Origin of the sequence: Bacillus pacificus, from assembly GCF_020861345.1 — a bacterium.
Classification (GTDB): domain Bacteria; phylum Bacillota; class Bacilli; order Bacillales; family Bacillaceae_G; genus Bacillus_A; species Bacillus_A pacificus.
In genome coordinates, this window is the sequence record NZ_CP086328.1 from 531900 (window position 1) to 545496 (window position 13597).

Annotated in this window: 15 protein-coding genes; 11 read left to right on the plus strand and 4 right to left on the minus strand. The window is 33.8% G+C overall.

Annotated elements, in window-relative coordinates:
- Window positions 1-224: 224 nt before the first annotated feature.
- From LMD38_RS02715 to LMD38_RS02750, 8 genes are all read left to right on the plus strand, one after another.
- On the plus strand, window positions 225-995 hold the full coding sequence (locus LMD38_RS02715; protein ID WP_000859654.1) for an ABC transporter ATP-binding protein: 771 nt from the start codon (window positions 225-227) through the stop codon (window positions 993-995).
- Window positions 982-2931 carry an ABC transporter permease gene (locus tag LMD38_RS02720; protein WP_016718764.1) on the plus strand — a complete coding sequence of 650 codons (1950 nt, stop codon included), beginning with the start codon at window positions 982-984 and terminating at the stop codon, window positions 2929-2931. Before LMD38_RS02715 ends, LMD38_RS02720 begins: the two co-directional genes overlap by 14 nt.
- 142 nt (window positions 2932-3073) lie before the next feature.
- Complete coding sequence (locus LMD38_RS02725; RefSeq protein ID WP_062822605.1) at window positions 3074-3652, plus strand: class I SAM-dependent methyltransferase; 579 nt, start codon at window positions 3074-3076, stop codon at window positions 3650-3652.
- Window positions 3652-4242 (plus strand): DedA family protein, encoded by a 591-nt coding sequence (locus LMD38_RS02730; protein ID WP_073530082.1) that lies wholly within the window; start codon window positions 3652-3654, stop codon window positions 4240-4242. Before LMD38_RS02725 ends, LMD38_RS02730 begins: the two co-directional genes overlap by 1 nt.
- A 279-nt stretch (window positions 4243-4521) precedes the next feature.
- Window positions 4522-4869 carry a YxeA family protein gene (locus tag LMD38_RS02735; RefSeq protein WP_016718761.1) on the plus strand — a complete coding sequence of 116 codons (348 nt, stop codon included), beginning with the start codon at window positions 4522-4524 and terminating at the stop codon, window positions 4867-4869.
- Window positions 4870-4944: 75 nt separating this feature from the next.
- Window positions 4945-5124, plus strand: coding sequence for a hypothetical protein (locus LMD38_RS02740; RefSeq protein WP_000924675.1), 180 nt, complete (start codon window positions 4945-4947; stop codon window positions 5122-5124).
- Window positions 5125-5278: 154 nt separating this feature from the next.
- Window positions 5279-6049, plus strand: coding sequence for an ABC transporter ATP-binding protein (locus LMD38_RS02745; RefSeq protein WP_062822607.1), 771 nt, complete (start codon window positions 5279-5281; stop codon window positions 6047-6049).
- Window positions 6036-7940 carry an ABC transporter permease gene (locus LMD38_RS02750; RefSeq protein ID WP_016718759.1) on the plus strand — a complete coding sequence of 635 codons (1905 nt, stop codon included), beginning with the start codon at window positions 6036-6038 and terminating at the stop codon, window positions 7938-7940. The genes LMD38_RS02745 and LMD38_RS02750 overlap by 14 nt, the downstream gene beginning before the upstream one ends.
- Window positions 7941-8011: 71 nt before the next feature.
- On the opposite strand, the gene LMD38_RS02755 is transcribed toward LMD38_RS02750, so the two are convergent.
- Window positions 8012-8995: an Rpn family recombination-promoting nuclease/putative transposase gene (locus LMD38_RS02755; protein ID WP_062822608.1), complete on the minus strand. Its 984-nt coding sequence runs from the start codon at window positions 8993-8995 to the stop codon at window positions 8012-8014.
- A gap of 259 nt (window positions 8996-9254) precedes the next feature.
- A complete protein-coding gene (locus tag LMD38_RS02760; protein ID WP_016718757.1) occupies window positions 9255-9977 on the minus strand; it encodes a glycosyltransferase family protein in 723 nt (240 codons plus the stop codon).
- A gap of 229 nt (window positions 9978-10206) precedes the next feature.
- Here LMD38_RS02760 and LMD38_RS02765 point away from each other — a divergent pair, with 229 nt between their 5' ends.
- Window positions 10207-10887 (plus strand): DUF7003 family protein, encoded by a 681-nt coding sequence (locus LMD38_RS02765; RefSeq protein WP_062822609.1) that lies wholly within the window; start codon window positions 10207-10209, stop codon window positions 10885-10887.
- A gap of 60 nt (window positions 10888-10947) precedes the next feature.
- Here LMD38_RS02765 and LMD38_RS02770 read toward each other — a convergent pair whose 3' ends face one another.
- Together LMD38_RS02770 and hpt are read right to left on the minus strand one after the other, a co-directional pair.
- On the minus strand, window positions 10948-11850 hold the full coding sequence (locus LMD38_RS02770; RefSeq protein WP_062822610.1) for a diacylglycerol/lipid kinase family protein: 903 nt from the start codon (window positions 11848-11850) through the stop codon (window positions 10948-10950).
- A 258-nt stretch (window positions 11851-12108) separates the two neighbouring features.
- The gene (gene hpt, locus LMD38_RS02775; RefSeq protein ID WP_001019304.1) at window positions 12109-12636 is read right to left on the minus strand and encodes a hypoxanthine phosphoribosyltransferase; all 528 of its coding nucleotides are present in this window, start codon (window positions 12634-12636) and stop codon (window positions 12109-12111) included.
- Window positions 12637-12798: 162 nt separating this feature from the next.
- Here hpt and LMD38_RS02780 point away from each other — a divergent pair, with 162 nt between their 5' ends.
- On the plus strand, window positions 12799-13014 hold the full coding sequence (locus tag LMD38_RS02780; protein ID WP_029141217.1) for a hypothetical protein: 216 nt from the start codon (window positions 12799-12801) through the stop codon (window positions 13012-13014).
- Between the two features lie 184 nt (window positions 13015-13198).
- Window positions 13199-13531, plus strand: coding sequence for a hypothetical protein (locus LMD38_RS02785; protein WP_000415599.1), 333 nt, complete (start codon window positions 13199-13201; stop codon window positions 13529-13531).
- Window positions 13532-13597: the final 66 nt, after the last annotated feature.

Below are 13597 nucleotides of genomic sequence, written 5' to 3' on the forward strand. Positions count from 1 at the left end.
TTTGTACCTTACAAAATTGTAATGTTCCTGTAAGGAGAATGAATGGATGGCATGATATCCCAATGTTATAGTAACAAAGTACTTTGATTCATTAGGTTAAATTTTGATTTCTTTGCTTACCGGTCTTACATAACTGTCATGTTTGTGTAAGAAACATCGATAGTGGAAAAAGTAGAGAATGTATATAGTGAAAATAGAGAATAGATGAAATGAGGGATGTCGAGATGAAAACAGTGTTAGAAGCAAAAAATATTGAAAAAGTGTATGACACGGGTGGTAATAAATTTGCAGCGTTAAAAGGTATTAACTTACAAGTAAAAGAAGGTGAGTTCGTTGGAATTATGGGACCTTCTGGTTCTGGTAAGACGACTTTACTAAACGTTCTTTCTACAATTGATAATGCGACGAACGGTGAAATTTTAATTGATGGAAAAGATATCGTGAAAATGAATGATGATAAGTTAGCGTTATTCCGCCGCGATCATTTAGGTTTCATTTTCCAAGATTATAACTTATTAGATACGTTAACTGTAAAAGAGAACATTGCGTTACCTCTTGCGTTATCAAAAGTGAAAGCGAGTGAGATTGATCGCCGCGTTCTTGAAATCTCAAAGAAATTCGGTATTGATCATATTTTAAGTCAGTTCCCATATCAAGTATCTGGTGGACAGAAGCAAAGATGTGCGGCATCACGTGCAATCGTTACAAATCCAAGTATGATTTTCGGGGACGAGCCGACTGGAGCGCTTGATTCTAAATCAGCAACAGATTTACTTGAAAGTATGAAGTCGCTAAATGAATATGACAACTCTACAATTTTAATGGTAACGCACGATGCGTTTGCGGCAAGTTACTGTAAACGAGTTATTTTCATTAAAGATGGTGAGTTATATAAAGAATTGCACCGCGGTGAATTAACGCGTAAACAGTTCTTCCAACAAGTCGTTGACGTAATGTCTTCTATTTCCGGAGGTATGGCTGATGACCTTATCTAGCATTGCCCTCCGCAACATACAGCGGAACTTTAAAGACTACTTTGTATATTTTGCATCTATGATTTTTAGTATCGTTATTTACTTTACATTTAAAGCACTGCAATATAATTCACAAATGGAAAAAGCTGCGGAAGCTTCTAAAAAAATTAGTGGAGCTTTCCAAGTTTCCAGTGTCATGCTAATTATATTCGTAGCGGTGTTCATTATATATTCAAACGGTTTCTTTACAAGGAAACGTAAAAAAGAAGTTGGATTATATTCCTTATTAGGTATTCGTAAAAGACAGATCGGTAAAATGCTCTTTTATGAAAATATGTTAATGGGATTAATGTCTTTAATTATCGGAATTGCGATTGGTAGCGTCCTTTCGAAATTATTCCTTGAACTGCTAGTAAGCATGATGGGATTAAACTTAAACGTTCATTTTGAAGTACCGATAGCTGCCATTATTGATACAGCACTTATTTTCTTTGTGATTATTTTGTATACATCACTTCAAGGATATCGTTTAATTTATCGCTTTAAGTTAATTGAACTTTTCCGTGCAGAACGTGAAGGAGAAGCAATGCCAAAAGGATCTGTCATTATGGCATTCATTTCAGTTGTCTTAATCGGTTCAGGTTATTTCTTAGCATTAATGTTCATGAAGGCAGTTAAATATGCAGACTTTATGGCAGTTGCACTTTATATTTTACTAGCAACAGTATTAGGTACGTACTTACTATTTATGTTCTTTACAGTATTCGTATTGAAACGTGCAAGAACGAATAAATCATCGTTTTATAACGGTATGAATATGGTAACGACGTCACAGCTACTATATCGTATTAAAGGAAATGCAAAGTCACTTGCGACAATTTCTATTTTAAGCGCGGTAACATTAACGGCAGTTGGTACATCAGTTACGATGTATTACAACACATTTACACAGTCAAAAGCAGTTGCACCTTACAGTTACTCTTATGAGAAAAAAGATGCAGAGCTTGATAAGAAAGTAAATGCGATTTTTGCAGAAGAGAAGAAAGATCACCCGATCAAAGATCAATTTGAAATTGAGACAGTTCCTGTAAAAGGGAAGTTTGAAGGAGACAAAGTTGATTTCATTCTTAACATGAACTATAGGATTTCAGAGAAATATCAGTTTATGTCTCAGTCAGAATTTAATAAATTTGCTAAAAAAATCGACGCAGAAACAGTGAATGTAGCTGCTGGTGAAGCATTTATATATGATAGTTCGTATATGGAAGGGCATGAGTTTAGTCCAACATATAAAGGAAATAAAACGGTATTCCAAATTGGAAATGAAACGAAGACATTAACAATCAAGGATGCAAATAATACTGCAATTACAAACTTAGGTGAACTAGTTGTTGTCGTTTCAGATGAAATGTATGAACAAGCGAAGCAAGCATTTGGAACACGCGTTGTAAAAAATATTGATGTAAAAGATGAAAAAGATAGTAAAGTGTTAACAGAAAAATTAACAAAAGTGATGCCAGCTGGTGAATCAGAAATGGTACTATCATTTAGAGATTTCTACACTGGTTTCCATATGGGGCTTGAAGGAACAGGACTAATGATGTTTATTGGAATGTTCTTAGGTCTTGTATTCTTACTAGCAACAGGTTCTATCATTTACTTTAAACAATTAACAGAAGCAAATGCTGATCGTGAGCGTTATGTTGTACTTCACAAAATAGGGGTCACAAAACAAGAAATGAAAAAAGCTATCGCCAAACAAGTAAGCTTTATCTTTGCAATTCCGTTAGTGATTGGAATTTTGCACAGCTTATTTGCACTAAAAGGTTTAGCAACACTAATACAATTTGAAATTATGATTCCGCTTCTAATGAGTATCGGAGTATACGGTGTTATTTATATTGGATATTACTTCTTAACGGTTCGTTCTTATTATAAGATTGTGAGTGCGAAGTAATAAAGGAGCAGCTATCGCTATAGGCGATAGCTGTTTTTTATTCTTCATAAAATCTTAAGAAATCTCCTCAATTTTTGTTAAGAAACGATAGTTATACTTAGAAACAAGTTAAAAACTATTGAACGAATGGGGAGATGGTTACATGCAACTCATAACATTCTTACACGAATTTATTAAACATCCGAAACATACTGGTGCAATTGCGCCAAGTTCAAAAATATTAGCAAGAAAAATGGTAGATGTAATTGATTTTCATAGAGCGAAATGCATCGTAGAGTTAGGGCCTGGTACAGGGGTTTTTACGAAGGAGATTATGAAGAGAAAAAAGAAGGAAACAATATTTCTTCTTATTGAAATTAATGAAGTGTTTTGCAAAGAGCTAAAGAGAAAATATAAAGATGAGCAGAACGTCATTGTTGTACACGGTTCAGCTGAAAATATAAAGAAGTATATGGAAGAGTTCCATATAGAATGCGTGGATTACGTCTTATCGGGATTACCTTTTACCTCTTTACCAGAAGAAGTTTCAAAGCGTATTTTAAACAATGTAATGGAATCGATACAAGAAAACGGTGAATTTATTACATTTCAATATTCACTTGTGAAAAAAGGATTTATACAGCATTTCTTCCCTGAAATTAAGCTAGAAAAAGTGTGGCTCAATTTCCCACCAGCGTACGTCTTTAGCTGTAAAAAAGAGCTAAGGAGAGCATATGCATAATGGAATTACATGAATTATTATCTTATATTGAACAATACGGTTATTGGGCTTTATTTTTCTGTTTATGGTTAGGCATTATCGGTATGCCAATTCCAGACGAAATGATTGTAATGAGCGGTGGTTTTGTATCATCACTAGGGATATTAAGTGTCATTCCTGCGTTTTTATTAACATATTTAGGTGTTGTATCTGGGCTTTCTTTAGGTTATATATTGGGGAAAATATTTGGTACAAAAGTACTTCATAAGCTAATGAAAAAGAAAAAGGCGAAATATCTTTTGAAATCTCAACAAATGGTAGAGAAATATGGTCATTATGCGTTAGTTACAAGTTACTTCATACCGGTTGTAAGACATATCGTACCGTATGTAGTTGGGATGAATAATATGTCATTTAAGATGTATGCTTTGTATTCTTATACGACAGGATTTGTTTGGACACTCGTTTACTTTATGCTAGGTTCTTTATTTGGGAAACATATTGAAAGTATTGTCGCAGTTGCGATAGAGTATGGTGTGTATTTTGGCGTAATTGTCGTTTTGATTGGCAGTTTGTTTTATGTAAAAAGAAGTGCAGTAGTTAGTAAATAGAGGAGGCTGTTCCAAAATACATTTTTGGAACAGCCTCTTTTGTTGTCTCTACTGTCAGTTTTTGTCGGTAAGTCGATATTCCTTGTCGAAACGTCGATATATTGAAAAAATCGTTGATATATTTTGAGTTGTGTTCGATATAATTTCATGTACCTAGATGTGATGCCAAATTTCTTCTGCATTAAGAAAAAGTTAAGAAACTGTACGAGTTTTTATTAAGAAATGCGCTCTATACTTAGAAATGTCATAAATAAAAACATAATGAAAGGCGGAATATAGATGAAAAGATTCATTTTTGGAGCAATGATTGTTATTGTAGCAGGAGCGGCATATTTATTAAATGGGAGTGCTGCAATTGATCGAATGAATCCGTTTATTGATTTAGAGAATCATTACGCAATTATTGATAATGATGGAAAAGAATTAGGCGGAAATAAAGGCCGTGAGTATACAGTGAAAGCCTATGATGAGAAAGGCGAGTCAAAAGAAGTTACGATTAGTGAGGTTGATGAGTTACCGAAAGGTTCGTATTGGCACGTAATTACAAGAGGGAAGTTTTTACATGATAAAGTGCAAGTAACGATAGATAAAATTCCTGATGGTGCGAAGGTAAAGTTAGGATTGTAAGTATAAACCCGATTCTTGATGAGAGAATCGGGTTTGTTATTTTATAGTAAAATAGAGAGGGGAGGAGTGAGAGTGATGCTACTCATTGTTAGTCTTATATTAATTGGGATTATGTGTAGTATGAGGATAGTATCTTTACATATGATAGAACGCCAAAAAATAGAAGAACGATATGTATATTGTCCAAAATGTGATACGAAAATTAGAAAAGGGAATTCTGCTCCTTTTTGTTCGAAATGTAATTTAATATTTTAACTATATTAAATCCAAAATCATAAGAATTGATTTTGGATTTTTCTTTTTAAGAAAATATTAAGAAACCCCATTACTATTTGTTAAGAAAATGTATTTATACTGAATTCTGTTGCTTAAAGAGAACATCACGACTTATAACAGGAGGTACAGATAGATGAAAATAATGTTAGAAGCGAAAGGGATTTCGAAAATATATGATACAGGCGGAAATACGTTTGAAGCGTTGAAAGATATTCATCTGCAGGTGAAAGAAGGAGAGTTTGTCGGGATTATGGGACCGTCTGGTTCTGGTAAGACGACGCTTTTGAATGTCCTTTCTACTATTGATACGGCTTCAAAGGGTGAGATTTTAATTGACGGAAAAGATATTGTGAAGATGAATGATGATGAATTGGCACTATTTCGTCGTAATCATTTAGGATTCATTTTTCAAGATTATAACTTATTAGATACGTTAACAGTGCGAGAAAATATTGCTCTGCCGCTCGCTTTATCAAAGGTGAAGGCGAAAGAAGTAGAATCTCGCGTTGAGACGATTGCGAAAAATTTTGGAATAGATCATATTTTAAATCAGTATCCTTATGAAGCGTCAGGTGGACAAAAACAACGCTGCGCAGCATCAAGAGCGCTTGTAACAAATCCAAGTATGATTTTTGGAGATGAGCCAACCGGTGCGCTTGATTCCAAGTCAGCGACAGATTTATTAGAAAGTATGAAGACATTGAATGAAAAAGATTTTGTGACGATTTTAATGGTAACGCACGATGCGTTTGCGGCAAGTTATTGTAAACGAGTTGTATTTATTAAAGATGGAAAGTTATATAAAGAATTACATCGTAAAGGGATGACACGAAAACAGTTCTTCCAGCAAATTATGGATATGATGTCTTCCATATCTGGAGGTGCGACAAATGAGCTTATCTAGCATTGCACTTCGTAATATAAAACGAAATTTTAAGGATTATTTTATATACTTTGCCTCTATGATTTTTAGTATTGTCATTTATTTTACGTTTAAGGCGTTGCAATACAATTCACAAATAAGTAAAGCCGGAGATAACATCGGACGAGGATTCCAACTTGCGAGTGTCATGCTTATTATTTTCGCTGCGATATTTATTATATATTCCAATGGTTTCTTTACACGAAAGCGAAAGAAAGAGATAGGTCTTTATTCTTTACTCGGTATTCGAAAGAAAGAAATAGGTAAAATGCTTTTTTATGAAAATATGTTAATGGGTTTATTATCGTTAGTAATCGGAATTGTAATTGGTAGTTTACTTTCAAAAGGGTTCCTAGAGTTATTTTTAAATATGTTAGAGCTACATGTAAATGTTCATTTTGAAGTGCCAATTGGAGCGGTTATAGATACAGCAGCTATTTTTTGTTTTATTATTTTATACACGTCGTTTAAAGGATACCGCGTTATTTATCAATTTAAGTTAATCGAGCTATTCCGTGCAGATAACGAAGGCGAAGTCATGCCGAAAGGTTCTAAAATAATGGCTATCATTTCTTTATTATTAATTGGATCAGGTTATTTCTTGTCAGTAACGGCTATTAAAAATTCGAACAATGATAACTTTATGCCACTTGCACTTTACATTTTATTAGCAACAGTACTTGGAACGTATTTATTATTTATGTTCTTTACAGTCTTTGTATTAAAAAGAGGGCGAAACAAAAAATCTTCATTCTATAACGGAATGAAAATGGTGACAACATCTCAATTACTATACCGCATTAAAGGAAATGCAAAATCGTTAGCGACAATTGCAGTATTAAGTGCAGTAACGTTAACAGCGGTTGGAACTTCTGTAACAATGTATTACAACACGTATATACAGGCAAAGAAATATAAACCAGTTAGTTATTCATATGAACTGAAAGATACTCATGTGGATCGTAAAGTAAATAAGATTTTAAAAGAAGAAAAGACTGAAGTCATTCATCAATATGAGTTAGAGACGGTAAAAGTAATAGGAGAATATGGTGATGGAACTTCATTACAATCAAGAACAACAGAAATTATCGCACAATCATCATTTAATACAATCGCAAAATATTTAAATGAAGAAACTGTAGATTTAAAGAAGAACGAGTTGTATGCATTTGATGGCATGTACAGTGAAGGTAAGAGAGATAGTGGCGTATATAAAAATCGAAAAGCTACATTCCCAATTGGAGAAGTAGCGCCAGTACAAGTGAAAGATGTACAAGCACAAAACATTACAAACTTATATGAACTTCTAGTTGTTGTTCCAGACGAAGTATATGAGCTAGCAAAGAAGACAATTGGCTCTCATACCGTGAAAAATATTGATGTGAAGGACGAAAGAAATAGTAAAGTATTAACAGAGAAATTAAAGAAAGTAATACCGGAAGAAGATGCAGAAGGTAAAGAACAATTTAGTGATTTCTACACTATTTTCCGTGAAGGCATTGAAATATCAGGTTTAATGATGTTTAGTGGTATGTTCTTAGGACTTGTATTTTTACTTGCAACAGGATCTATCATTTACTTCAAACAATTAACAGAAGCATATGCAGATCGTGAGCGTTACATCGTTCTTCGAAAACTCGGTGTCACGAGAAAAGAAATGAAAAAGGCAATTGCAAAACAAATGAGATTTAACTTCTTCATTCCTTTAGTAGTTGGTATATTACACACTTTATTTGCGCTGAAAGGATTAGCGACAGTTATTCCATATGAAATTGCAGTTCCGTTATTAATTAGCATCGGTGTGTATAGTGTTATTTACATTGGTTATTATTACGTAACGATTTGTTCTTATTTTAGGATTGTTAGTAAATAAAAAATGGATTCAAACTAAAAAAAGCGTAAGAGAACATAGTGTAAATGATGTTCTTTTACGCTTTTTTATCATTATTTATGTCCTAAAATATGCTCAATCTCATGCAAACTTAATTTACTTGCCTTAGCAATCGTTTCAAGTGGTATACCAAGATCATACATACTTTTAATCATTTGAATTTTTCCTTGTTGAACCCCTTCTTTTCGCCCTTTTTCTATACCTTGTTCTAAGCCCTTTGCTAAGCCTTTTTCCATGCCTTTTTCCATGCCTTTTTCTATGCCCTTTTCCATGCCCCTTTTCATACCTTCTGTCTCTGCATGGGCGAATTTTGCGGCCTCATCCATTAAAACTTTCTCCCTTGCGTCATAGGCTTGTCGGAAAGAGGAATCTTGACTCATACGTTCCCACTTGTTTATTGCTTTTTGTAAAATAGGATCTCGGTTCATAGCAATATCCTCCAATGTTTTAGTTAAGTGTTCATCCTCATTTGCTGAAAGCAATAAAAGCCAACGAACAAATGGATCTTTCCACGGATTTACTTTTTCTTCATGCCATTGTGTTGTTAACTTTGGAATTTCTATAATGTGAATCTCTATGTCATCACTCAAGAGTTTCTGTTGTTGTGTATTCCATAACGTTCCAGTTGTATGAAATTCTTTGTGATCTAAAAACATTATGAAGTTCAATAAATTAATGGTGATGGTTTTACGAAGTGCACTGTAGGGCATACCTTTTTGTAACTGAGATGTGTATAATTTTCCCCAATAATATAAACTGCGTTTCATCATATCATGATTATTATTAAGCTGTATTTCTACATTTACTTTTGTCCCTGTGTCTAATGTTGCTGAGATGTCTAGAATTGATAATTTATCATTTGCGTGTTCTCGGTGTAAATGTGGATCTTCTAATTGTAGAGAAGCAATAGGTGACTCTAAAGACTCTTGTAACATCGCGTTTAAAAAGGCAATGAGAATATCTTCACTACCATTCGTACCAAACAATTGTTTAAATGCAAAATCAATGCGTAAATTCACTAATTGTTGGTTGAACAAATTTTGTCCTCTCCCTTATAATAAGGTGCTTCTTTTCTTCATTGTATCTAATAATAACTAGAGTATGCAAACAAGCCATTCTTCTATTTTTGAGTAGTATTGTTAGAATGTCACAGGCAAGCATATCTATGTTATACTCTAGCGAAATTGAAAAGTTTATCCGACTTTAATGGGCAGTAAGACCCCCACCTCAAAATGCAGCGGAAGCAAAGAAGTTAGGTGGGGGATGAAGAAAAAAACCACTGAATAAAGTTTCACTTTATTCGTGCCAGTTAGCCCATTTAGTATTTAACATATTTTTTTCTTCTTCTGAAATTATATTGTCTTTATACCAGGGCAGATGTTTACATGTAAAATTATCAGCTACCCTTACGGCATTATAAAAACCGTTACTAATAAATTTTTTATTGTAAACAGCAAAAGTCGTATCAATCCCAGCGTTGAAAACTTTAGGGTTATTGTATTTAGTTATAGGAAAAAGCCAATACTGCATTTCCCATTCTGTTACTGTACATTCCTCGTTTGACATGAGGTCCCAGTTGAAATTAGGCGTAGGTATAATGTCTAAAGCAAGTCCGGCTTTAAAGAGTGAAAGCTCAATTGTTAATTGCTTTAAATACTCTAAAAAGTTATCTGGCATTTTTTCATTAAAAGATAAATCAGGATCAGTTACAGCAAAGAAATCTGGAAGTAAATCGAAAAAATAGGGAATTACAAAAAAACGTGGCCCATAGTTCTCTGCATTCTTTACTAAATTATATTTAGTTGATATTTGCTCATAAAAAGCAAGCAGAGCAGGAGCGGTTGAATTATTATCCCAAATCCATATATCTTCATTTTTTATCTTTTTGTTTTCTAATTGTTTTAACATATTTTTTACATAAGTGACATTATTGAAGGCTATCACTATTATAGGAATGTTGGAATTATATTTTAAGTTTTTTATATTAGAAAGACTTAGTTCGTTCTTACATTCGAACATGATTTATAACACCTCCCAGCAAAAATAAAATACACTGCATTAGAAACAACATTCCAATATATGCGTAAGTAAGAGGAATGGAAGCGGTGTGCGGCCTATATATGATGGAAGTAGGAAAAGTAGTTTTGTTAAGGTAGATTGAGTATACGAATAGTGATGAAAGAGGAATTTTTCTAGCTACATGAGAGCACGGTAAACGTTAGATAATATTAATGAAAAGGTGATACATGTGCAAAAAGAGATTTTAAGGTTATTAGATAAAAAGCAAAGTAACTATGAATTTCCTGCCTTTGATAATGAATATATGGATATTTCGCAAGTGAAATTCTCTCTTTTTTTTAAAGATAATAAGGATTGGTTAATGGCGTTTCAACTTGTTGGTGTAGGTTCATTGGGTGTGTTTAATGATATTCAAGTATATGGAGATAGAATTACTCATTCAATGGGTGATGATTGTATTTTACAATTAAATGATGGCGATTATGAGTTGTTTGATGATGAAGGTGAATTTATACCGAATATTTATAACGGCAGTTTAAAAATTCGTGAGCATCATTTTGAATATCAATTTACAGAAGAAGATTATATAAATAATGGAATAGAAGTACAAACGACAGAGCATTATCCAACATACTTTATGCGTATGCTTGCTACTAATAATGAAGCACGAAATTTATTATGGTGGAGTAAAGAAGAGATTTTAGAAGAGTTTGATTTAGAAGGCAACTGGGAAGTAGCGTATGAAACGGAAGAATGGCAACATGTTGAGGAAGAGAAAGTAAGTGAAAATGAATTCTTCCAATCAGTAGCCGCTGCAATAGAGAAGAAAGATCCAAGTGTTATTGTGAATAAGAACGCTAATACACATTGGAAAAATTGGGTGGAGTTTGATTACGAAAACTCATATTAAAATATCTTTCTAATAAAAAAGACGAGCTAAAATGTTAAAACTTTAGCTCGTCTTTTTGTATTACACAACCGCAGGATTATAAATCATCGTAAAGTGCCCTTGTAATACTTCAATATAACAAGGTGTATGCAGTGAGCTTTCTCCATCTGTATCTACTTCTTTTTCTTCTTCTGTTTCAATATGAATGGATTTCGCTTTTACGTGGAAGATGTCATTTTCATTTGAGTCTTCAAATAGTTTCTTTCCGATATAATCTTTAAATGCTTGAATGCCTGTTGATTTTACGACGAAAATATCAAGTGTGCCGTCATCACATTTTACGTTCGGAATAAAGGAAGGAATACCGCCAAGATATTCACCGTTTCCAACCATAACAAGGACAGCTTCGTCTTCATATACTTGTCCGTCGTACGTGATTTTAACTGGGAATGTTTCAGCATTTTTAACAGTTCGAATAGTGCTTAAGTAGTAACCAATTTTACCAAGCTTTGCTTTCTCTTCTGCATCGATATTGTTTGATACTTCAGATACGAGTCCAATGCCCCAGAAGTTTAAGAAATGTTGTCCGTTTGCTTTTGCAACATCAACTGGTTTTACATGTTCCTGTGTGATAAGCTTTGCTGCTTCTGCAATGTTTTGCGGAACGCCGAGTGTGCGAGAGAAGTCATTGCAAGTTCCCCCTGGAATGATTGCAAGTGTAGGTCTAGTTTCAAGAGGCGCTAAGCCATTTGTGCATTCAAATACAGTGCCGTCACCACCAAAGACGATAATTAAATCTACTTTACTAGCAAACTCTTGGCAATATTTCGTTGCATCACCTTGCTTTTTCGTATGAAGGATATGTAAGTCAGGAAAAGTAGCCGCAAGAGGTGGTACGATTTTCGCCAAATTTGTATGTAAGTCGCCTTGTCCAGCTTTTGGATTTACGATGAGGAGTACTTTTTCAAATTTTGTCTTTGTCATATTTCATCTCTCCCTGTTTTTTGTAATGGAAAGAAAGGAGCTGTCCTCATGTATTTCAGAACAGCTTCTTCCTATTTAATAGGGTGCTAAGATTGTCAGTTATTGTCGGTAAGTCGATATATTTAAAAAATCGCCGATATAATTTGAGTTATGGTCGATATATTTAAAAAATCGCCGATATAATTTGAGTTACGGTCGATATATTTTGAAAATCGCCGATATAAATTTCATGTACTATCGATTTTTTAAGTTATACGATTATTCCGTTACAACTGAAGCGATAAATGGTAAGTTACGATATTTTTCTGCACAGTCGATACCGTAGCCAACGATAAATTCGTCTGGAATTTGGAAGCCAACATATTCAGCTTTTAAGTCTACTTTACGACGCTCAGGTTTATCGAGTAATGTACAGAATTTGAGTGCCTTCGGCTTATGCATAAAGAAGTGATCTTTTAAGAAGTGAAGTGTTAAACCAGAATCGATAATGTCTTCTACAACAATTACATTTTTTCCAGTAATGTTTACATCGATATCTTTTAATAGTTTTACTTTGCCAGTTGTTTCTGTTTGATTTCCGTAGCTAGATGCAGAAATAAAGTCGATTGTCACATCGTTTTTAATGTGACGAATTAAATCAGCAGCGAATACGAAAGATCCTTTTAATACAGCGATGACTACGATTTCTTCTCCTTCAAAATCACGTTCGATTTGAAGTGCTAGTTCTTTTACTTTTTCTTGTAATTGTTCTTCAGAAATTAAAGTGTCTTTTATTTCAATATTCATTGGAGTCCTCCTACAGTGTAAAACTTGCGAACATTTCGACTGTAAAGGATAGAAAGGAAAAAGTCAAAGAAGATATAAGTTTTTTACAAAAATACCCACAAAATAGTCAGATGATATGATATACTGATTATAATAAAGAAAACGCTTCCATAAAGGGTGATTATGATGAAAAAGAAAGAGTATACAAGTGCAACATTTATAAAAGCATTACTTTTAACAATTGTTCTTGGCTTGTTAGCTTACATAATTGATGTACCAGCGATTCGGATTTCACTAATTGGAATGACTTTAGTATTAGGCGCAATTTCTCATGGTATGATGTCGCAGCTACAAGAAGCTGGACTTGATGATATGAAAGATCATATAGATAAGAAATAAGAGACCTTCACATATGCATAGTGAAGGTTTTTTTGTTTCTTACAAAAATGTAAGGTAGTTGTAAGGGAAATCGATAGTTGCATAGTAGTGTTTTGGATAAACTATGGGTGTAAGGTAAAAGGCAAGCATATTTTAGGTAAATTCAGTTTTAGGCACTCTATATGTGAAAAAGGAGTAGGAGGGCATGGAGAAACGTTGGACGACCTTTTCTTTTTTAGCAACTAGCAACACCGTAATGCTAGCTGGCGAGATGGATTTTTTGCACTTGTTTGATCGAGAAGACGATCATTCTTCTTCTAAATTTACAATGAAATGGAATAAATGGAGCGAAAGTTGTAGGTTGGAAGAAGAGGCCCCTAACGAAGAGCAAAAAATTATTTTGACAAACCCTATTAAAGCGTGGGTTGTTCAACGTCGTAAGTGTAACGTCAAAAATCACTTAAAGAAAACTGAGCCGAGACAATTAGTTATCGCTCCGGCCCGTTCTACTTCTAAATCACGCGAAAGTAACATGTAAATAATTGAGACACACACCCGAAAAGAGCATTGATACAGTGCTCTTTTTCTTTTTTGCAAAAAGTCT